Origin of the sequence: Psychromonas aquimarina ATCC BAA-1526 (genome assembly GCF_000428725.1) — a bacterium.
In the GTDB taxonomy this organism is placed as follows: Bacteria; Pseudomonadota; Gammaproteobacteria; order Enterobacterales; family Psychromonadaceae; genus Psychromonas; species Psychromonas aquimarina.
Genome location: NZ_AUAM01000010.1, coordinates 1 through 21,960 on the forward strand (window position 1 = coordinate 1; position 21,960 = coordinate 21,960).

Annotated in this window: 21 protein-coding genes; 8 read left to right on the forward strand and 13 right to left on the reverse strand. The window is 44.9% G+C overall.

The window, feature by feature from the left end:
• From G337_RS25435 to G337_RS0102900, 3 genes are all read right to left on the reverse strand, one after another.
• Window positions 1–260 (reverse strand): transposase domain-containing protein (locus tag G337_RS25435; RefSeq protein WP_211235774.1); only part of this gene is annotated, 260 nt, incomplete at its 3' end.
• Window positions 261–325: 65 nt separating this feature from the next.
• On the reverse strand, window positions 326–1,288 hold the full coding sequence (locus G337_RS25440; RefSeq protein WP_245597623.1) for a DUF1566 domain-containing protein: 963 nt from the start codon (window positions 1,286–1,288) through the stop codon (window positions 326–328).
• Window positions 1,289–1,337: 49 nt separating this feature from the next.
• Window positions 1,338–1,787: a hypothetical protein gene (locus G337_RS0102900; protein WP_028862546.1), complete on the reverse strand. Its 450-nt coding sequence runs from the start codon at window positions 1,785–1,787 to the stop codon at window positions 1,338–1,340.
• Window positions 1,788–1,987: 200 nt separating this feature from the next.
• Between G337_RS0102900 and G337_RS0102905 the strand changes: the two genes are divergently transcribed.
• The 5 genes from G337_RS0102905 to cobT all read left to right on the forward strand — a co-directional run bounded on the left by G337_RS0102905 (window position 1,988) and on the right by cobT (window position 8,825).
• Window positions 1,988–2,656 (forward strand): response regulator transcription factor, encoded by a 669-nt coding sequence (locus G337_RS0102905; protein WP_425414422.1) that lies wholly within the window; start codon window positions 1,988–1,990, stop codon window positions 2,654–2,656.
• A complete protein-coding gene (locus tag G337_RS0102910; protein WP_028862548.1) occupies window positions 2,653–3,960 on the forward strand; it encodes a sensor histidine kinase in 1,308 nt (435 codons plus the stop codon). Before G337_RS0102905 ends, G337_RS0102910 begins: the two co-directional genes overlap by 4 nt.
• Window positions 3,961–4,294: 334 nt before the next feature.
• On the forward strand, window positions 4,295–5,515 hold the full coding sequence (locus G337_RS25445) for a cytochrome c3 family protein (protein WP_157619185.1): 1,221 nt from the start codon (window positions 4,295–4,297) through the stop codon (window positions 5,513–5,515).
• Entirely contained in the window at window positions 5,508–7,589 is a 2,082-nt protein-coding gene (locus G337_RS27535; RefSeq protein WP_028862549.1) for a putative bifunctional diguanylate cyclase/phosphodiesterase, read from the forward strand. The genes G337_RS25445 and G337_RS27535 overlap by 8 nt, the downstream gene beginning before the upstream one ends.
• Before the next feature lie 177 nt (window positions 7,590–7,766).
• Window positions 7,767–8,825, forward strand: a complete 1,059-nt coding sequence (cobT, locus tag G337_RS0102925; RefSeq protein WP_028862550.1) for a nicotinate-nucleotide--dimethylbenzimidazole phosphoribosyltransferase — start codon at window positions 7,767–7,769, stop codon at window positions 8,823–8,825.
• 60 nt (window positions 8,826–8,885) lie between these two features.
• Here the strand turns inward: cobT and G337_RS0102930 are convergent, their stop codons facing one another.
• On the reverse strand, window positions 8,886–10,010 hold the full coding sequence (locus tag G337_RS0102930) for a M14 family metallopeptidase (RefSeq protein WP_028862551.1): 1,125 nt from the start codon (window positions 10,008–10,010) through the stop codon (window positions 8,886–8,888).
• Window positions 10,011–10,526: 516 nt separating this feature from the next.
• Window positions 10,527–11,306, reverse strand: a complete 780-nt coding sequence (locus G337_RS0102935) for a substrate-binding periplasmic protein (protein WP_169719604.1) — start codon at window positions 11,304–11,306, stop codon at window positions 10,527–10,529.
• 334 nt (window positions 11,307–11,640) lie between these two features.
• Between G337_RS0102935 and G337_RS25455 the strand changes: the two genes are divergently transcribed.
• Complete coding sequence (locus tag G337_RS25455; RefSeq protein ID WP_051302912.1) at window positions 11,641–14,304, forward strand: glycoside hydrolase family 3 C-terminal domain-containing protein; 2,664 nt, start codon at window positions 11,641–11,643, stop codon at window positions 14,302–14,304.
• A 59-nt stretch (window positions 14,305–14,363) separates the two neighbouring features.
• Here the strand turns inward: G337_RS25455 and G337_RS0102945 are convergent, their stop codons facing one another.
• From G337_RS0102945 to ald, 4 genes are all read right to left on the reverse strand, one after another.
• Window positions 14,364–14,714, reverse strand: a complete 351-nt coding sequence (locus G337_RS0102945) for a hypothetical protein (RefSeq protein WP_028862553.1) — start codon at window positions 14,712–14,714, stop codon at window positions 14,364–14,366.
• A 58-nt stretch (window positions 14,715–14,772) separates the two neighbouring features.
• Window positions 14,773–15,090 carry a hypothetical protein gene (locus tag G337_RS0102950; RefSeq protein WP_157619187.1) on the reverse strand — a complete coding sequence of 106 codons (318 nt, stop codon included), beginning with the start codon at window positions 15,088–15,090 and terminating at the stop codon, window positions 14,773–14,775.
• 4 nt (window positions 15,091–15,094) lie between these two features.
• Entirely contained in the window at window positions 15,095–15,541 is a 447-nt protein-coding gene (locus G337_RS0102955; RefSeq protein WP_245597624.1) for an ion channel, read from the reverse strand.
• A gap of 527 nt (window positions 15,542–16,068) precedes the next feature.
• A complete protein-coding gene (ald, locus tag G337_RS0102960; protein WP_028862556.1) occupies window positions 16,069–17,223 on the reverse strand; it encodes an alanine dehydrogenase in 1,155 nt (384 codons plus the stop codon).
• Window positions 17,224–17,398: 175 nt separating this feature from the next.
• On the opposite strand from ald, the gene lrp reads away from it, so the two are divergent.
• On the forward strand, window positions 17,399–17,863 hold the full coding sequence (lrp, locus tag G337_RS0102965; RefSeq protein ID WP_028862557.1) for a leucine-responsive transcriptional regulator Lrp: 465 nt from the start codon (window positions 17,399–17,401) through the stop codon (window positions 17,861–17,863).
• Between the two features lie 406 nt (window positions 17,864–18,269).
• On the forward strand, window positions 18,270–18,773 hold the full coding sequence (locus G337_RS0102975) for a hypothetical protein (RefSeq protein WP_028862558.1): 504 nt from the start codon (window positions 18,270–18,272) through the stop codon (window positions 18,771–18,773).
• A 350-nt stretch (window positions 18,774–19,123) separates the two neighbouring features.
• Here G337_RS0102975 and G337_RS0102980 read toward each other — a convergent pair whose 3' ends face one another.
• The 4 genes from G337_RS0102980 to G337_RS0102995 are packed head-to-tail and all read right to left on the reverse strand — an operon-like array spanning window position 19,124 to window position 21,946.
• Window positions 19,124–19,567 (reverse strand): hypothetical protein, encoded by a 444-nt coding sequence (locus G337_RS0102980; protein ID WP_157619189.1) that lies wholly within the window; start codon window positions 19,565–19,567, stop codon window positions 19,124–19,126.
• 8 nt (window positions 19,568–19,575) lie between these two features.
• The gene (locus G337_RS0102985; RefSeq protein ID WP_028862560.1) at window positions 19,576–19,905 is read right to left on the reverse strand and encodes a hypothetical protein; all 330 of its coding nucleotides are present in this window, start codon (window positions 19,903–19,905) and stop codon (window positions 19,576–19,578) included.
• Complete coding sequence (locus G337_RS0102990) at window positions 19,902–20,522, reverse strand: V-type ATP synthase subunit D (RefSeq protein ID WP_028862561.1); 621 nt, start codon at window positions 20,520–20,522, stop codon at window positions 19,902–19,904. Before G337_RS0102990 ends, G337_RS0102985 begins: the two co-directional genes overlap by 4 nt.
• Entirely contained in the window at window positions 20,522–21,946 is a 1,425-nt protein-coding gene (locus G337_RS0102995; RefSeq protein ID WP_051302913.1) for a V-type ATP synthase subunit B, read from the reverse strand. Before G337_RS0102995 ends, G337_RS0102990 begins: the two co-directional genes overlap by 1 nt.
• Window positions 21,947–21,960: the final 14 nt, after the last annotated feature.

Here is a 21,960-nt window from a genome sequence, read left to right on the forward strand (position 1 = left end):
TACATTTCATCTGGATTGGTTTGCAGGGCAATATCCAAAGAACCACAAACTTCTTTAATAGAACGATTACGCATCAAGCCCATCATAATAATGAGCCACATAGCTTGCTCTGCGGGTAAGCGACGTCGTCGAATGCTGGCTTTTTGAGTGCTAAATAATGCTTCTTCGATCCATTTAGCATCAATAGCGGTCAATACGTTGTCATATGAATCTTTGTTTTCAAATGATTCATAAACTAATTCCATTTCTTGATTAAACAAAAAAAATCCCCAACCTTAAATAAGATTGAGGATTATGATCTATCTGCAAGATCGTTCAAGTTTTCTTAAACGATCGGCATTAAGTCTTCATAAGAGCCTGTATCAGCACTTTCACATGAAAACACAGCCTGATCCCAGTTAACTGAATCACTGTCATTCTGCTGCCACATTAATCCGGTTGCACTGTCACTAATGGTCAGATCACCGTTATCCGTGAACTGATTAACACCATAATCTTCATTGGCGGTTACACAGCGTACATAATATTCCTTAAAATCGGCCGGGTAGCCTTTAATACGCCCGTCAATATAATTAACACCGAACATGGTGCTGTCTCCCTGCATGGTAGTGCTGACATACAGGCTGGTAGTCGCATACTGGGCATCAATAATCCGGTCTCCCGCGTTTATGCCTTCAGTGCTGAAAATATCACCAAAAGCCCAGTCAAATTCAGCTGCTAAAAAAGGCACCAGCGTTGAAGTATCTGAACCCTGATAATTACTTGCATCTTTACCGCTGAACAAAATCAGTGAATAAGCTTCTTTTATATTCGGCAGACGCCAGTCCTCCCGCCCGGCCAGCGTTAAGTTATCACAATAACTCAGCGCTTCATGCTGATACAGCTTATCGCTGTAGTTGAGCTCTCCGTCAGCATTAATATCACTGCTCTGCTGCCAGACAAGGCCGGTAACATTATCACTAACCGTTAAACCGTCTTCACTGACCGTATAATCAGGCTGATTCCCCGCATAATCAGCATCATGTCCAGCTCCGCTGCAGCTGTTGCTCTGCCCCGATACTGAGTTGTAGCAGCTGCTCTGATTAGTATCCACAACAGCATAGCTGTACCCGTCAACTGCTGTAGACACAGTATCGCTGCTGCTGACCGCAGCCTGCGAGTCATCACTAGTTGTAGAGCTGTCCGCACTGTCAGAACTGCCTCCGCAGGCACTTAAAAGAGCTGCCGATGCAAATATCAGTGCGCCGGCGGCTTTGTTTTTTGATCTCTTTGTGTTGAAAATATTCATAATATTTATTCCATTAAATGTAGAATTCGTGATCTGTGGCTGAGCCGGCTTACGCTGTTATATCAATAATCGAATCAGAAGATGACAGTCCAAACTTTGACTGCACAGCTGCCAGTATTGAGTCTTTATCGGAATCACTTAATTGACTTGAATCGTATTCAGCAAGTATTTCCTCTAAATAGCTGAACATTTCAGCCTGCGGCATTTCACCAGCAGGAGGCTGCGGAGGCATAGGCCTGCTGTCTGCACCGGCCGTTTCACCAATACTCTGCGCATCAAAACCATTGTTTTTCATCAACTCGGCCAGCTCTTTACCCGGGCTGATACCTGCCTCTGCTAAACCTGCAGCAATAGTGACTGCATCATCTGTACTTAGCGCATCGGCATCGAAATTGGACAAAAGCTCTACGGCAGTTTCGCGCTGCTCAGCCGACATAGTGGGTTTATTTATCTGTATAGAAGGCTGCTGTAGTCCTCCTGAAATTGAGTTTATGCTCATCTGTTCCTCACTTATTTTCCATAAAATAACCGGCAAACTACATTAGAGGAGATTAGCAAAACCTTAGTGAAATCCAGGTGAACTACGCGACTTAAAATTTATTTTATTTTATTTTTTGACTGCCGCTGTATTTATAGGATTTAGCTGCCCTTGAGTTTTGTTGATAAATATATACTTAACTTAAACAGGGAAGGAAGATTATGATTTTAGTTATTGAAGATAACCGCTCGCTGGCGGCAAATATTATCGAGTATCTCGAAGCACACGGCTTTGAATGCGATTTTGCTCACCGCGGAGATCAAGGTTTTGCTCTGGCCCAGTCACACTCTTTTGATGCCGTTATACTTGATATCATGCTGCCCGGACTAGACGGTATGAGTGTCTGTAAAAAACTTCGCGAGCAGCAGAATGACTGCCCTGTTCTAATGCTCACCGCCCGAGATACCCTGGAAGACAAGCTCGAAGGTTTTACTGCCGGTACCGACGATTATCTGGTAAAACCTTTTGCACTGTCTGAGCTGCTTGCCCGCCTGCAGGTCCTTATCCGCCGTTCCAAAGGCACCAGGACAATTCTCCAGGCTGCAGATTTAAAAATGGATCTGGCTCTTAGAGAAGTGTCCCGTGCCGGGCAGAGCCTTACTTTAAACCGCGCCGGCTGGAAAATCCTGGAGATCTTATTACGAGCAAGTCCGAAAGTAGTTACCCGCCGGGAAATAGAGCAGCTTATCTGGCCGGATCAGGTCCCCGATTCAGACGTACTAAAATCACATATTTACCAGCTGCGCTTAGTGGTTGATAAACCCTTTGCCGTTCCGTTAATTCAAACGGTGCGCGGCGTTGGCCTGGTGCTTAAGAGTCAGACATTATGATTGAACATAAAAGCCGTCTGCGTCATCAGTTTAGAAAGCAGCTTTTTATCAGTATCGGTTTACTGGTTGTGGTTTTTTCTGCCCTGCTTTATAACCTTTATTTTATGGGTCATGCGAATGCAACACACCGCTCCATGATGATTTTAGCTGAACATTATTCCGCTCAACTCGAACTTCAGCCTGATTACCCTCTGCCGCAAAGCGGCGGTGTTGCAGCTTATATCGGCAGGCATAACCTGCCTCAAACTGTACAGGATTACTTTAAAGATCAGCCTGTAAATGATTATCAGATGAATATCTATCACGGGGATAAAAACTCTGCGGCCCGCTACTTTATGCTGGCTTTTCCGCTTAAAAACTCCAGGCACAAACTGCTTCTGGTATACAACGATAAGGCGTTAGCTGATTTAGCGATGCCGCCTAGAAAAGGCTGGATAATAAACCTGCCCGGAGCAATTGCATTAACGGCAGTACTGGCTATTTTCCTGGTTTTCTGGCTGGCACAGCGTTTAATTGCTAAGGTATTAAATCCCCTTTATCAGCTCAGCGAAATGGCTAATAATTTAGATGAAAATAACCCGGATCTTAAATTTCCAATAATGTCTGATAAAACTGAAATCGGCGATGTCGCCAACACATTGCGCAGTGCTCTGCAGCGGATTCATCAGTTTCATCTGCGCGAGAAAAAATTTCTACAGAATGCCAGCCACGAACTGCGCACACCTATTGCAGTTGTCGCCAGCTCATTAGAGATTATTGCGCTGCGCAGTTCACGAGGAAATCATCAGATAGAAGATCAGCTGCAGAATATCCGCCGTTCCAACCGCTCCATGGCAGAGCTTAGCGAGGCGATTCTTTTATCAGGGCGAGAGCAGCACAAAGCGGCACAAACTGAGCAGATCAATCTTTTTCAGACAGTTGAAACAGCGGCTGCCGATCTTAATTATCTGCTTGAAGGGAAAACTGTCAGCGTTGAGCTGGCAGAACACAACAGCGTTGAACTTCAGTTAGCAATAACGCCCTGCCGCATCGTACTGAGTAATTTAATTAGAAATGCATTTGAACATACCGACAACGGTACAGTGCAGATCACAGTGCAGGCGGCTAAAGTCACCATTAAAGATACGGGCTGTGGTTTTGCCCAGGAAACGGCGGCTAAACTTCAGGAACGCGGCATCAGCGACGGTCAGGGATTCGGTCTCGGCCTGGATATTGTGCAGCAGATTGTTAAAAGTCAGCAGTGGAAGTTTTCTCTACAGGCAAACAGTGATGTCGGCACTACCGTGATTATTGATTTTGCTTAATAACTAGCTGCAGTTAAAACTGCGGCTTTTTTAGAAGGTTACATTTCCAATCCCCCTTCTACCAGTGGTGATATTATTAATAGTTAAGCTGTCCACCGCCCCTTTCCGGTATAAGTATAAATACAGCCAGTCAATTCAATACATTGAATTACTTCTGATGCGGCATATATTTAATATAAAAATACCAGCAAAAATTTGGGCGGGCTAATGGAAAACAGAAACATGCATATTACGCTTTATGTTTTATTAGCCGTATTTGCCTGCATATCCGGTGTCTTAGCTTTTTTTCATTATGATATCAGCGAACAAGCACACTATGTAACCTCTGAGCAGTGTGAGCAGTGCCATAGAACCAGATACACTTCCTACTCTGCACCCCGTCATGTTCCGCCCGGTAACTGATTTAACTGATATTCAAGGTGACTTTAACTTAAAGACTGCAGCTGTTACCTTCAAAAAAGAGGATATTGAATTTATTATCGGTAATAAGTGGGAGCAGGTTTATGCTCGAATGATCGATAACGAGTATTATCCGCTGCCGGCTAAGTGGCTGATAACAACTCAAAAATGGGTTCCCTATAAAGCGGATAACTGGCGGGAAACACCTCTTTCCACGAACTGTAACGGCTGTCATACCACTGGATTTAATCCTGATACCTATGAGTTTTCTGAATACGGAATCGGCTGCGAAGCCTGTCACGGCCCTGCAGGTAAACATGTGATACAGCAGCGCCAGATACAGCCGGGCAGCGTCTGCAGAGTGTGCCATACAGGTAAAGAAGCGTCTGCGGATAAAGAAATTATTGTCTCTGTTAATAATTCAGTTTGCGGACAATGCCACAGTCGGGGTCAACAGAGTAATAAATCTGAGCACATGCAGACCAGTTTTAATTTCCCAGTAAAATATAAACCCGGCAACAGTCTTCCGACCGACTACCTGATGTCTTCAAAACAAAATGATCATAAAGGTAAAAACTGGTGGGCAGTCGGCTTATCAAAAAACAGACATCAGGAGTTTGCCGATTTTTCTGTTTCCACACACAGTAAGTCTCTTAAACACCTAAAGGAAAAGTATACTGAAATTAGAGGAGAATTAACTGATCAGTGCCTTGAATGTCATTCATCTGATTATAAATTTTCAAAAGATGATGCAAAACTGACCCTGGCAACTGCAAAATATGGTATTTCCTGTGTGGTCTGCCATGAACCGCACGGATTAAGACGTCAGTTCAACTCCCAGAATATTGATGCTGAACACTGTGGTTTATGTCATGTCGACAGCTTTTCAAACAAGGCGGCTGAAACCGGAAAAGCGCATTATCCATGCCCGCCAAGCGCGGCTTCATGTGCAGACTGCCACATGCCTTATATTATAAAATCCGGAGGTGCGTACCCTATCCGCAGTCATGCCTTTAAAATAGTGCCCCCCATTGCCTCAGAGACATTCAAAATGCCTAACTCATGTCAGAACGGAGGCTGCCATGCAGATAAAAGCTTAGACTGGGCTAAAGAAGCTTTTGCGAAACACTATCCGGAATACAGCGGCAATGAATAATTTCCACAGCGTAAGTCAAAGTGATAAAAAGATACCTTTTACACAGAAGATTGGTTACAAACTGACGGCAAGTTTTCTTATCGCAATGCTGTTTGTCCTTTCCATCGGCCTGTTTTTCAACCTGAAAATGGTACAGAAAAACTACTCGCTGCTCACATATTCGCAGTTTCAGGGGATTCTGGATGCACATGAATTTGCCATTGAACGATTTTTGGTCGGACCGGAGACTTGGTCTGAGCACTTAGCGAATGAACACGAACTTAGAAAAATATTTTCCGAAACTCAATTGTCTTTAGAGAATATTAAAACCTTATTGAACAAACATGAGATTGTTTTTTTTGCAGATATGTTTGTTAATTTTATTGATAAAAACGGCAGAGTAATTTACTGCTCAGATAACTGTGATTACCTGGGACATTCTCTTTTAGGCGTTGATCTTATACGCCGGGTAACAGACTCCTCAGCTACTGAAAGTGCCATCGTCTCATACAATGACAGGTTTGCTTTTTATTCTGTCAGCCCCGTTTTTACAGACAACTCACGCAGCAGAAATACTGGTTATGTTATTGTCGGCAAGACAATTGATGACAACTATATGGCAGATATTCAGATTAACAATGATGTCCAGATAGCAATTGTTCGTGACCGGGCAGTTATGGCCTCCACCATAAAAATCGATAATAATCCGCTGATCGATATCCCCCTGCCCTACATCGAATATTTACGGCTGTTAAAGCAGCACGGTCAGATTATTGAAATTGAATTCTTAAAACAGAAATACTTTGTAACCGCTAGAAATATTAAGCGCATGAGCAGCGACATCTCAGGCTCTATTCTGCTGTTAAAGCCGCGCAGAGAGCTCGAAGAAATTGAATCTACATTGTTTACTAAATATATATACCTCTGCCTGTTTTCTTTCGTGATCATAATAATAACAGGTACAGCGATTACCAGACGCCTGCTGTCCCCGGTGCTCAGTCTAACCAATGCCTCCATTGAAACCGCCGGCGGTAAACACGGCATAAGAGCAGAGATCATGAGCAATGATGAATTCGGTCTACTGGCAGCTAACTTTAATGCAATGCTGATTACAATAGAGGAGCAGCACCACTATATTCAAAATCAAAATGAATCATTAGAAGAGCGTGTAGAAAGAAGAACCCGAGACTTAAACAGGGCAATGAATGATTTAAAAAAATTGACCGTAGCGGTCGAAAAAAGTCCCGTTGGTATCATTATTACCAACGCGCGCAGAGTAATAGAGTATGTCAATCCGATGTTTACCCAGTTATCGGGTTATTCTAAAGAGCAGGCCGTCGGCCGGACTCCAAGACTGTTAAAATCTGAACATACATCTGAAGAGGAACTTCAGCAGCTTTGGAAGCAGGTATCATCCGGCAGCTGCTGGCGGGGAGATTTGTATAATAAAACCAAAAGCGGCCGGCTGTGCTGGCATCGAGTTTTAATTACGCCCGTTAAGAATGAAACAGGCCGGGTAACTCATTATTTAGGATCACTGGAAGATATTACCAGCATAAAAGAGCAGGAGGATAAGTTAATCCAGCAGGCTACATTTGATACCTTAACCGGTTTACCTAACCGCTTTTTAGCACAAAACAGACTCAATCAGACACTTTCCGCTATACAGAGAAATAATAATAAAGGGGCGCTGCTTTTTATTGATCTGGATAACTTTAAAGAAGTTAACGACACACTGGGCCATCATGCCGGAGACGAACTTCTTAAGAGCGTTGCAAAGCATATGACTAAGGTGGTAAGAAATGAGGATACTGTTGCACGTCTTGGCGGTGATGAATTTCTGATTATAATAGGTGAGATCAAAAACCGCTCCGATGTAGAGTATGTGGCTGAAAAAATAATAACATTAATTGCCCGAGAATTTGTGATTGATAATACTCCGGTATTTGTTTCTGCAAGCATCGGTATCAGCATTTTTCCCGGTGACGGTACTCGCTCTGAAAGTCTGATGAAAAAAGCCGACTCAGCCATGTATATGGCAAAAAAACAGGGTAAAAACTGCTTCTGTTTTTTCTCCCCCCCTTCTGAGCAGTAATAATCCGCAACAGAGCTTTAATGACTTGAAATCAGCGTCATGCAGCTGTCATGTGTTGCTGCTCATAAATAAGCAGGCCTGATTTTGTACTTAATCTGCGTTATGATTGTCTGAATAACAGTTATTAAAGCTCCGAATTATTCTTAAAACTCAATTATCTATACAAACGGATGTGACATGAAACTCCTAGAAACAACACTTAGCCAGATCACTCCCAGCTCCAGCGAGTGGCGTGAAAAAGCAACACAACGTATTGAAACTCTAATTATGCCTCACTGGGCATTAGGGCGCAGTTTAGATCTTGCCGTTGATATAGCAGCTATTACCCGTTCAATCACCCCGGATATAAGCAGGCGGGCGTGCATTGTTATGGGCGCAGACCACGGTATTGCAGTTGAAGGAGTAACCCCCTGCCCGCAGGAGGTTACACCTCTTATGATGGCGGCTTTCACTAAAGGCGGGGCAGCCATCAATGTACTGGCAGACCATATCGGCGCTGAAATGGTTATTGTTGATGTCGGTGTAAAAGGCGATCTGTCTGAGCTTTACAATGAAGGTACAATTATTGACTATTCGATAGCTCAAGGCACTGCAAACTTTGCCGAAGGGCCGGCAATGAGCCGCGAACAGGCCGTCGCTTCAATCGAAGCCGGTATTGAAGTGGTAAACAGTATCAAAGATAAATTTGATCTTTTTGTTCTAGGTGAAATGGGCATAGGTAACACCACAGCCAGCAGTGCAATTGTTTCTGTACTCTGTGATTTATCAGCTGATATAGTCACCGGCTGCGGAGCCGGTCTGGATGAGCCGGGCAGGCAGCGCAAAGCAGAAGTTATCAGCGCAGCCCTTGCACTTCACCAGCCGGATCAAAACGACGCAGTGGATATTTTAACCAAGGTCGGCGGTTTTGAAATCGGCGCAATGGCCGGTGTTATGCTGGCGGCCGCCGCCCTGCAGAAACCTGTGATGATGGACGGCTTTATCTGCACAGCAGCCGCACTTATTGCCCAGTCGCTTAATCCGGATGTAGTAGATACTCTGATTGCCGGACACAGCAGTGTAGAGCGGGGTCATATTGCGGCATTAGATAAGCTGGGCAGAAAACCGATTCTTAATCTGGAACTAAGGTTAGGTGAAGGTTCCGGTGCGGCTATGGCACTGCCAGTTGTTGATGCCGGTGTAAAAGTGATGAAAGAGATGGCCACTTTTGCCGATTTAGGTATTTCACTTAGCTGATAATTCTCAAGTTCAACTTAAAAAGACAGGTTATTCACCTGTCTTTTTAGCTCAGCACTTTTATAAATCAGAAGCCACTGCATATAAAGCATCAATACCGGAAGCACCTAGTTTGGTGCTTCTTTCCGGCGACCAGCCCTGTATCGGCTGCGGTGTTTCAACTGTATCTTTAAACGGCATTTCCAGTGTCACAGCCGGACAGTTAAATGTCTGCGCAATATAATTAGTACACACAGTCATATTGGCTTCACCGGGTTTATCAATGCTGTAACCTTTCTCCATCTGGAAATCAGGATTAACCTGCATTAATGCTTCAGCAAAACGCTGCTGCAGCTGCGCTAAATTATCATTCCAGTCAGGTATGCCCTCTGCACCGGCAATAAAGTTATAAGGCAGCGCTTCATCACCATGCACATCCAGACAGAAATCAACTCCGATCTGATGCATCTGCTCCCGCACCAGATAAACTTCCGGGCTTGATTTCATACTTGGCTCCAGCCATTCACGGTTAAGGTTAGCCCCGGCTGCATTGGTTCGTAAATGACCGCGGCGGCTGCCGTCCGGATTCATATTTGGAACGATATAAAAAACCGCCTGTTCTAATAAAGCACGCGATACCGGATCATTATCATCAAGTAACCGCAGAACGAATCCTTCCATCCACCAGGATGCCATTGTCTCCCCTGGATGCTGTCTGGCCTGAACCCAGATTTTCTTTTTACCTTCTTCAGGCGTGCCGATAATCAGCTGATCTAGATCCTGGCCGTCTAATGTCTGACCTAGGGTATTAAGCTGTACTTTGTCATCATTAATCGCCCAGCCGATAAAGTCAGCACAGCGCTCAGTTGAATAAGGTGCAAAATAAGCGTAATAAACTGACTGATATTCCGGGATATGATCGATTTGTAAAACTCCGTCTTTATAGGTTGTCGGTACGCGGAACCAGTACTCTTTATCGTAAGAGGCAACCGCGTGATACCCTTCCCAGCCGCTTGTATAAGATGCATTAGCCGCATTGCTGATTTTTAATGTGCAGTCCAGTCCTTCGGCCCCCGTTAAACGAAAGTAAAACCACTGATAAAAATCACTGTTATGGTCTTTGTTTATCTCTAACTCAATGTCAGACGGGTGTTCACATTTCAGGCAGCGGATATTTCCACCGTCAAAACTACTGTTGATATGCATGGGATTTGGATTCCTTAAAGTAAATAACCTGAATTCGGGATAAGCGGCATTCCTCAATACCGTTCTTTTCGCCCCTTTCAGCGTTAAGTTTGCTTGTAATAGCCTGCTATTACTTCACAAACTTGCCTTGATAGGAACGAAAATTTCGGCATTGAATATAACATCGTGAATTACAAGTTAATTTAATGTGTATTAATGCCCATTATCCCGAGTTCAGGTTAAATATGAAGGCAATATAGCGACTATAATTTTTAAGACTGCGTTAACATATTACAAAACCGCAGCAAAAACTAAACATATTGCGAAAAAGTCGATATTAACGCTCTCAACAGACTCTTTTTTAACCTTTATGATACTGAATATTAGGGAGTAATTGTTAACCAGAGTAATCATGCGAGGTTTGCCGCAGCCTAAAATAGTAAAAGTTTAAAATTCACTAATCATATCCGATATCAGTGTTATAAATTACTAAGTGCGTAGGCTGGATGCGACTGCAGTAACAACAAAACAGCTGAGCTATGGAAAATAACTTTTTAATAGTTTCTGCAGCTGTCCGGAACTCTGCATATCAGCAAGCGATTTATTAACCAGCCGCATCAGTTCCTCTCCGCGTTCATTTTTGCTGAACAACATATAAAACAGAGTTGGTAAAGCATCGGGGATCGGTGCGTAACCCAAATCAGGATCATCGATATAATTTTGACCGAGCAGTGTAAAACCAACGATCACTTCCAGGTTTTCCACAAACAGATCCACTCGATGCCGATGAAGCTTGCCGATAAGATGATTGTAATCGTTTGCGTCACGATCCACCTCGGATGTTTCTAATCCCCAGTAATCATAATTATATCCAATAATACCTCCCACCCGGTAACCGCTTAGATCGGTTTTGCTGCGGATCGGCAGCCCGTTCGGATTATGTTTCCTGGAATAGAAATAATAAGGGGTTATCGCATAATAACCGGAGGACAGATAATATTTTTCAGCCCTCTCTTCACTATAAGAAGCGTTCAGGAGCATATCATACTTGCCCGACTCGACCTCGCGTAAGCAGCGTTTCCAGGGAACCAGTTCAATACTGAATTTTATATTGTTTTCAGCAAAAACAGCTTCGATAACATCCACAGAAAAACCAACTATTTGGTCTGTTTTTTCTCTCGACTGATAATGAATAAAAGGCGGCCATTCACCGCTGTCATCACAAATACGTACCAGCTCAATTTCCCTGTCTGCCGCCTGTAAGGCACAGGATACGAAAATAGATAAAAAAACAGCGGCACACTGATATATCTTCATTGTTATAACACCGGGCAGAACTCGATGGAAAACATTATATTGCTCATCGCTCAGGCTCTCCACAAACATAAAGCATCTGTTCTCAGTATAGACGCTATTCTCCCGCCATTGAGCGCCCTGTGAAGATTGCTGTAAAGGTTTTCTGCAGGCTGCTTATATGAAAGCAAAACATACACGGCCGCCGGTATTTTAACCAGATCACATTTTGACAGCGCTGCACCAAAGGGGAAAAAAACGGCACCGAGATGATAAGCACGGTAAACGTTAACATTTTATAGTTTACCCACTCAAATGGAGTAATAAAAAAAATCAGCAGATTATTTTAGGAGAAAGTATGAGTACCCCGAAAAGTTTATTAAATAAAAAATATTTATCGACGGCAATTAGCGCTGCGCTTTTATCAGTTGTTGTATCAGGATGTAACAATGATGGTGATTCAACGCTAACACCGGAAAACCCGATTATCCCGGAAACACCTCAGACGCCGGATACACCGGACACACCGCAAACGCCCGATGCGGCAGAAAGAATTGATACCCTGATAAGTAAAATGACACTGCAGCAGAAAATAGACATGATGACCGGTGCACAAGAGCCTGTATCCTCCGGTGCTGTCGGTTACATTAAAGGTGTACCGGAGCTGGGTATTCCGCCGTTACGATTAACCGATGGTCCTGCCGGGATCCGCTTAGTCGGCACCAAGGCAACCTCCATGCCGGCGCCCGTTGCAATGGCTGCAAGCTTTGATACTAAAGTCGCCCGTGCAATGGGCCGGGCAACAGGAGCCGAAGGTAAGGCATTAGGCCAGGACGTATTACTTTCTCCTATGGTTAATATTGTCCGAGTGCCGCAGGCCGGGCGTAACTTTGAAACCCTGGGTGAGGATCCGCTACTGGCAGGCACAATGGTTGCACAGCAGATCAAAGGTATACAGGAAAAAGGTCTGATCGCAACGGTAAAACATTATGTAGCTAATAATCAGGAAGACAACCGTCAGGCAGTAAACGCAACCATTGATGAGCGAACCCTGAATGAAGTCTACCTGCCTGCATTTAAAGATGCGGTTGATGCCGGTGTCGGCGCTTTTATGTGTGCCTACAACAAAGTAAATGATACCTCTTCTTGTGAAAACGCAGCGATCCAGAACGACATTGCTCGGGAGCGCTGGGGCTTCGAAGGTTTTATTATGTCTGACTGGGGCGCGACCCACAGCAGCAGCAAAGCGGTCACCAACGGCCAGGATATGGATATGCCGGGTAACGGCTTCGGCGGCATGATGGGGCCGGCTAATTTTGACAATCTAAAAAATGAAGTAGAGGACGGCAGACTGGAAGAAGCTGTTATCGACAAATCAGTCCGGCGCATTCTGACTCAGATGGAGAAGTTTGGCCTTCTCGACGGCGGCACTGCGTCAGTCAGTATAGACAGCATTAAAGCCGATTCTGCGGCTGCCGCTAAGAGGGTCGCTGTCGAAGGCGCGGTATTATTAAGAAATGAAAACAGTGTTCTTCCTCTGTCTATTGAACAATTAAAAGATGCAGTCATAATCGGGCCTTCAGCTTATCACGCAATTATCGGCGGCGGCGGCAGTTCTCAGGTGGATACCTTCACCAGGGTAAGCCCTTTGCAGGCATTTGAGGCAAGAACCGGTTCGGCACCAGCTTATTTTGACGGGATTGATATTGAAGGTGAAGTTATTCCAGCAGCCAGCCTGAGAGATCTGGACGGCAGTATCGGCGGCTTGTCTATTGTCGGCGGTGGCATAGATACAGACGGTGTGGATGAAACACTTAGCGCAGGCAGCAGTACAACCTGGCAGGGTAAATTAGTAATAACAGAAGCGGGTTCATATGATATCAAAATGCACACCAAAGGCGGTCAGGGCATTGTATATATAGGCAGCAAAGAGGGTCGAGGTACGGATCCGTTTACCGGTGCGCCGCTCTCTGATGTGGATACTGCCGGACTGTTCGGCGGTATCAGCCTGCTGCCGACTAAAGACGGCAGAGGTAACGGTACATTCACAACGGACTTTGAAGTCGGTGAGTATGATATCGAAGTCACTGGCAACGCCGGTGTGACCAGTATCCTTACGCCGCAGACAAATTCTGAACTTGATGTGCGCTTAACCTGGGTTACTCCTGCAATGCGTCAGCAGAAAATCGATGAAGCGTCAGCTGCGGCCGCCGCGGCTGAAGAAGCCGGCACACCAGTTATTATCTTTGCCTACAATGAAGGCACGGAAGGTGAGGACAGACAGTCACTGAATCTGCCGAACAGACAAAATGCCCTTATAAACGCCGTCACTGCAGCAAACCCGAATACCATTATCGTGCTCAATACCGGCGACCCGGTTTCTATGCCTTGGAAAGATCAGACCGGCGCTATTCTGGAGATGTGGTATTCAGGCCAGGAAGGCGCAGAGGCGACCGCTGATCTGCTGTTAGGTGTCGCGAACCCAAGCGGTAAGCTGCCTGTTACCTTCCCGATCGACCTTGAATCTGGTATTGCAACTGATCCGAATGATTATCCCGGCGTCAATAATGAACAGGAATACAGTGAAGGCATCTTCGTCGGCTACCGCTGGTATGATGAGCAGAACAAGAAACCGCTGTTCCCGTTCGGACACGGCTTATCATATACGGAGTTTGAATACAGCGAACAGAAAATCACAGCAAATAAAGACGGCGGTTATAAAGTCAGCTTTAAAGTGACTAATACAGGCGGCGCCGCAGGAGCAGATGTAGCACAGGTTTATCTTGGTGCTCCAGCAAAAGCGCCTGTAGCAATGGCAGTGAAGAGCTTAGCCGGTTTCAGCAAAGTAAAACTCGGCAGCGGTAAAAGTGCGTCAGTCAGTATTGATATTAAACCTAAAGCTTTCAAATACTGGTCTGCGGCTCAAAACGGCTGGGTTACGGCCTCTGGTAAACGCGATGTCTATCTAGGGCATTCATCTGATGATTATCAGTCAATAGGCACAGTTACTTTTAGTGATTAACAGCTAAACAGTCCGTGCCGCTACTGCGGCTGTAAAGCTTCCGGGCGTAATGTTCAGCATTACGCCTTTTTTTTATCATTTTTTATTAAGGGCTCACTGTTTGTCTGTATAACATGCTTAATTAATACAGCTAAGGCGGCTTCCCGACAGGGATTTTTCACTGCCGCGGCAAGAGTTACTGCACCTAGGAACAGAAATACAGCACCTAAAACAGGCAGATAGAAGAAGGACACAGCTGTCTCGTAGGCGACAGAGGAGATGATCATATTAAATAAATACAGCTTAAATAATCCGGCGCCTATCAGTACAGTCGAGAGCACAAATTGAAGCACTCTGGTTCGTAATCTGGCCCCTTCACTTAAGCTTTTCTGTGCAGCTGCCAGTATTTTATATTCCTGCTCAGATATCATCGCAACTCCTCGGACGCATAACCTGCGTAATTTTTCCTGTGCTGTAAACTCGCTTGATTCAGCGGATTAAATTCAACTGTTCCTTTATTAAGAGGCCGAGAATAAGGTGGCAGGCATGACGGATCTGTTTGTTATGCTGCTCCTGCAGCGTTTTAATGTGTGCCTCCAGCAGCGCCTGATGGGCACCTAAATCAGCCGGCAGATCCATAACTCTCTCATCTCTTACAAAAAGCTGGTTATAATATTCATGATATTCTTCAGTCACATGAGTGATCATTTCTGCAGACAGCCCCGCTTTATACCCGACCTGAGAAATTAACTGCCTTACCTCTTGAAAATTTCCCGGATCAATAGGAAATGGAATTACATTATCCATATCATTACTCACTTTGTTTCTGCTTGATGCGCTCGACATGAACGATCAATGTATCAACGGTATCCTTTAATAAATCCAGTTCATCAATAGACAGATCATTTAACTGTTCAAGGTTATATTCAATTGTATCAATAATCCTTTTGTGCGGCCGCTGCATGGGCCTCATGAAATAAGTTGTTACCGTTGCCACAATTGTCCCGAAAAACAGCATAGAGCCGATCACTATCCATAATCCGCCGATAAATTTAGCAGTAAGAGAAACAGGCGCATCCGCTATCCCGGCAGTAGAAAAGGCGGCGATTCCCCAGTACAGGGCATCTCCATAGGAATGAATCGAAGAGCCGGAGGCTGCTAGCTCCGAATAATACACACCGGCAGAAAATATCAGCCAGAGTACAATTAACAAAAGCAGCATCTCAGTAAACGGAGTGTGTGCTGAAATATCTTTCATAAATCGATTAAACCGACTTGAATGCTTTGCTCTTCTCATAGCTCACCTCAGTATTCTATATATCCTAACTATAGAAGCTGTGTGCTTATTTTGTAACATCAATACACAGCAGCCGTTGGAACAAAACAAGCAGCAGATAAGAACAAAATGGTTTTGGGAGAGAGAAAAATAGAGGCTTAGGGGCTGTTGATCTTTCAAGGTTGTTTTTGCAACAGTTTGCTGGCTATTTATACAAGGCAGAGTCTATGTAGTGTAGTTATTCTACATAAATAGACGATAACGCAGTAGAAATTGTCAGCAAACGTTGCCCTTCGGGTTCATCTCAAAGCGTTTTGCTCTTTGTTGAACGAAATTTACTTAGGTGACTAAGCCACATCTCGTTCGTCGCGATCAAAACGCTTTGAGATAGAACAAAATTCAACCGGCAAAGATCAACAGCCCCTAGAGTCTTTGTCAGGCTTAACTAAATGCAGCCACAAAAAAAAGGGAAAGCACAGTGCTTCCCCTTTTATCAGTAAATTTAGAATTTATGCAACCGCGGCTTCCGATTTGGCATAATCCAGCTCCTGGGCAAGAGCAATTTCCGGTGCAACATATTCCATATTAAGAGCTTCAGCAACACTTTCACAGGTTACTTTTCCGTTAATAACGTTCAGTCCGCCTAAGAAACCTTTATCACTGTTAAGGGCGCTTTGATAACCCTCATTTGCCAGTTTAATAATATACGGCAGTGTCGCGTTGTTAAGTGCAAAAGTTGACGTTCTAGGCACTGCTCCCGGCATATTTGCAACGCAGTAATGCACTACTTCATCAACAATGTAAGTGGGTTCCTGATGCGTTGTAGCATAAGAAGTTTCAACACACCCGCCCTGATCAATGGCAACATCCACAATCGCTGAGCCCGGTTTCATTTTAGCAATATGCTCTTTGGTGATAAGTTTCGGCGCGGCCGCACCGGGAATAAGCACCCCGCCGATCACAAGATCTGCCGCCAGCACCTCTTTTTCTAATGTAGCCGCTGTTGAGTAAAGCGCTTTTGCACTGTTAGCAAACTGAATATTCAGATTGCGCAGTGTATCGATATTACGGTCTAAAATAGTCACATCAGCACCAAGGCCCACCGCCATCTGCGCGGCATTATTACCAACCATACCGCCGCCGACAACCACAACCTTCGCCGGTTCAACACCCGGTACGCCGCCCAGCAGCATACCGCAGCCCTGGTTTGATTTCTCTAATGCCTGCGCACCGGCCTGAATGGCCATACGACCAGCAACTTCTGACATAGGAGCCAGCAGAGGCAGTCCGCCGTTTGCATCAGTCACCGTTTCATAAGCAATACACACGGCTTTCGAGTCGATCAGATCCTGTGTCTGTGCAAGATCCGGTGCTAAATGCAGATAAGTAAACAGAATTTGCCCTTCACGCAGCATAGCACGCTCTACAGCCTGCGGCTCTTTTACCTTCACAATCATATCGGCTTTAGCGAAAATACTTTGTGCATCTTTTTCAATCGCAGCACCGGCGCTAATATAATCTTCATCGGTAAAACCAATACCGATACCGGCATTCATTTCAACAATCACTTTATGGCCGTTGTGAATCAGTTCACGAACACTCGCAGGAACCATACCAACACGATACTCATGGTTTTTTATTTCTTTAGGTACTCCGATAAGCATAACTCTTTCCTTTCATTGATTGATGACACGTTTTTATTAGGTGCTGAAAGTATAAAAGCTTTAGCTTAGATTTTTTGACTGTATTTCCATCTATTTTAAAGATATATTGGCATATGCCACTACAAAGAATATTAAATACAGTTAATTACACTGCCCACATGGAGTTTTGTGACACATGCCACTAGACAAGATTGACCGCAATATTTTGCGTGAACTACAGAAAAACGGCCGCATATCCAATGTGGCACTGGCAGAAAAAATAGGATTAAGCCCCACTCCATGTATAGAGCGGGTTAAACGGCTGGAAAAAAAGGGGGTGATTAAATCCTATACTGCGCTGATTGATCCGAAATACTTAGATGCTTCTCTGCTGGTATATGTTGAAATCAAGCTTAACCGCTCCAGTGCCGACGTTTTCGAGCGCTTTAATGCAGCGGCCAACCAGCTGGATACTATTTTAGAGTGCCATATGGTATCCGGAGATTTTGATTATTTACTAAAAACCCGGGTGGCAGATATGTCGGCATACCGTAAAGTCTTAAGCCAGACCCTGCTGGCACTGCCTGATATAAAAGACTCACGTACCTATGTGGTAATGGAAGAGGTCAAATACTTAACCTCTATTAATATTCCAAGTTGATTGGCAGGCATTCACGCGACGGTGCATCATTCTAGAATATTAAAAGTGAACACCCGGACAAAGCCTATTGGCCTGAAGATGGTGAAAATGGATTATATCCGCAGTGGGGACAACACAAAATTAATATGGCCGCTACGGAAATTCAACATAAACCCGAAGCCGGCGAAGGTAACAGACCAGCACCCTATCATCCTGATAATGCTTTTCTAGAGGTGATCAGACCGTCAGAAATATATCCGCAAAATATTTACTAGGCAGAAAACAGCAGCGGCGGCCTGCTCTAATTAACAAATTCAGCATTTTTATTTATGCGGCAGAAAAACAAAGGAAAATAATAGCGACATTCAGCTATATTTAAATTATCACGTAAATTTAAAGCAATTTCATTTAGATTAAAGGTCGGCTTATGGGGCAATTTTCAAACACTGTTTTTGATTCTCATCTGTTATGGTTTGCAGCAGGTTTGTCGGTTACCTTTTTTATCAGCCTGTTTAAAAGCCTGTTTGAACATAAAAATGCCAGTAAAAAGTTGTTTTTAGAAAATGTCACCCGCGAACGCAGCCTTTGGCGCGAATCATTACGCGAAGAGGTGGCAGAATTTTGCGCTTTGGTTTACAGCATTCAGCACGAATGCCAGTTCAAAGACGAGCAGCTTATTGAGCAGTTGTTCTGCAGACATGTTTCCCGTTTAAATGAATTAAAAGTAAGGGTGAGATTACGCGTTAATCCGCATGAATCGATTAACCAGCCCGATGCTAAATTAGTCCGTGCAATGAACCGCGTAGTTAATCAGCTCAGTCTGGGGGATTTTGACAATATCTCGCGCCAGATGCTGCGCATTGAACGAAATACGCAGTTACTGCTTAAATCTGAATGGGATAAATCCAAAGGTGAAGCGGTGCAGGGTTAATTAACCGTGTGTAAACGGCATATGGATTAATTTAATTTTGCAGGTGTAGAGCTCCCCCATATAAATTTTACCCAGTTTCAACCACCTGAACTGTAAAATAATAATCCAGTCTACTTGAAACAATTGGCTGCCGAATCAATCAAAAAACTTCGCTGTCCAAATTTGATAAAGGGAAAAATGCCGTTACCATTTATATTGACATGCAATTTTGTCAGGAGGCTTGTCATAAAAGCAAAATAGTTGTTTTTTGTACCAGCATTGCCGGCACTCAGTTTAACAGTCGGATCCTGCAGCGCATCGCTTATTTACACGAACTCTTTTCTATTAGCATTTTCAATGCTGCGAGTCATTCAAGAATTTCTGTCAAGCCTCCAGGCAGCCAGCAGGCGCAGCAGCCAGGTGGAATATTCCCTGTTTGCGCCATGCCTGCAGCTCTGCAGCCAAGTAATCAATTCATCAAGCAGTTTTTCCTCCAGCATCGGATCGATTAATTCACCTTGCAATGCAGTATTACGGGTATCAAGGCTTATATTGTAGATATTTTCGATGCGCCTAAAAAATTCTGAGAAAAACGGCTGCTCTGGAGTTTTCAGCTGCAGCTGCAGAAACTGCTGCAGCGCCATTTGTTCTATTTTGATGCGTTCGCTGACAGTACTTGCCTGTCGGTAACGGGCGAGCCAACTCTGAAAATTTTTAAGTAAAGGGCTGAGGGGCGGAGGGAGCCATCGCTTGAAGTGTTCCAGCTCTTCATCGAAGCTTTGAACAGCTCCTGCGACTTTAAGTTTAGTCCACAAAGCAGCTTTCATTGGCCATTAACAACGCGGTCAAGCAGCCAGTCCACCAGCTGTTCTTGAATTGATGCATGGCTTTTTTTTATCATTTCAACCTGCTCTTCTGTCTCCTCAGCAAGGGTTTTCTTTTCGATTTCGATCTCTTCGAACAGGGCTTTTTTTTCTTTTTCAAACTCTTTAAGCAGCTGTTCTGTCCATCTGTTTTTCTCGGCTTCCAGTTGAAGGCGTTTTTCCGTTATTCGGACGCTTGCCTTTGCTTCCGCCTCGCAGATGCTTTGTGCAGCTTTTCGTTCCGCTTCCGCCAGCAGCTCAACAAAAGCTTCGAGTTCATCTTGTTTCATAATAGCCGGGCCTTTAGTAATTTAACCTGAAAGATAGTTTCGCGTTCTTTTTCTTCCAGCCGCTGTTCAATACGACTTTTTGCTTTAAGCAGTTCCGGAATAACAACTTGTGTTAAGGCATTAACCTGACGGTGACATTGTTTCAATGCAGCGGCTATACGGCGAATATTACTTTCAATATTCATCAGCTCGATAAGTTGGGGAATTCGCTGCGCCAATTGACCGCGTACTGACTCTACTCTGAGGTCTAATTCACAGATGGAGCCCAGCAGATCCAATTTCGGCGCATCGCTTTTATACTGGGCAAATTTTACCGACATCCAGCGATGCTCACAATCCTGCAACTCAGCCAGCGGTTTTAGAGCGTCAGCTAAGCACTGCAGTTTGTCAGTCGACTGCTGATTTAGTACTGCCTGCCATTGCTTTTCTATTTCTCCCCAAGACTGGGTTAAAGCGGCACGCAGGGCTTTAGCCGACTTTAGTAACTGCAGCCCTTCTGCCATTAATATATCTCTTTTATGCTCCAGCAGTTCCAGCCCTTCCTGAGAAACTTTAATTTCCTTTCTTAAGTGAACCAGTTCAGCTTTGGTGACTGGGCGGATCTGCTGCGCGCGCATCAGTCGGTTACTCCAATGCTACTGGTTTGCCAAATATCCTGGTGCTTTGCCAGCTCCTCTTTGCTGAGTCGAGTCATCTCCCGGACGGGCAGACGGCTCAGACACTGCCATCCAATAGCCAGACTCTGTTCAATGCTGCGGTTTTCTCCTGCACCTTGTGCGATAAAGTGCTGCTCGAACTGCTTGCCGAATTTAAGATAACATTTATCAATCTCAGACAGATCATCTTCCCCCATAATGCGGCTCATCATGCGTACTTCATCCCGCCGAGCATAGGCTGCATAGAGCTGCTCCATTAACGGCAGGTGATCATTACGGGTATAGCCTTCTCCGACACTGTCCCCCATCAGTCGGGAAAGTGAAGGTAAAAGCTCGATAGGTGGATAAATTCCCTGCCTGTGCAGATCTCGTGAAAGCACTATTTGTCCTTCCGTAATATACCCTGTGAGATCGGGAATAGGATGGGTGATATCATCGTTGGGCATGGTCAGTATGGGAAGCTGCGTAATCGAGCCTTTTTTACCTTTAATCTGCCCCGCACGCTCAAATAATGCTGCTAGATCACTGTATAGGTAACCTGGATACCCTTTGCGGGAGGGAACATCTCCCCTAGCGGAAGCGACTTCGCGAAGAGCTTCACCGTATACTGTCATGTCAGTGAGAATAACCAGTACATGCAGTCCCAACTCAAAGGCCAGATATTCGGCAGCCGTTAGTGCCGCTCTGGGCGTTAATAAGCGCTCCATCACAGGATCATCAGCTAGATTCAGGAACGACACGGTACGACCGGATATCTCTTCCGCGAAGCGTACGGCTACGTCATGTTTTACCCCAATGGCCGCAAATACCACGACCAGCTCCTTGCTGCTGTCATTTAGATCCTGCGTATGCCCGCTGAGGTCGGGCCGAATACGTGCCTGCTGGGCTATCTGGATGGCGAGCTGATCATGGGGCAGGCCCGATGAGGAGAAAATAGGCAGCTTTTGCCCCCGCACCAGCGTATTCATCAAATCAATGCTGCTGATGCCGGTCTGCACAAACTCCTGAGGGTAAGCACGAGCGGTCGGATTGATAACGCTGCCGTTAATATCACGTCCGCTGCCGGCCAATGGCGGCCCGCCGTCGATTGGCTCTCCCATGCCGCTGAGTCGGCGGCCGATAATAGAAGGATCAAGATTAAGTGTAATAGGTCTACCTAAGAACCGAGTTCTCATATTCTCTTTAGCCAACCCAGCCGTTCCTTGAAAGACTTCAATGGTGACTTTTTCACCATCCATCAGTACAACTCGCCCATTCCGGGTTCGCCCCTGTTTGTCCACCAATTGAACCGCTTCGCCATAGCCAATGTCAGAGAGCTCTAACAGCATGGCTATCAACGGGCCCTCGATTCTGTCTAACTGGGTATAAATAACCGGGTCTTTCATGCGCCCCCCGCCAG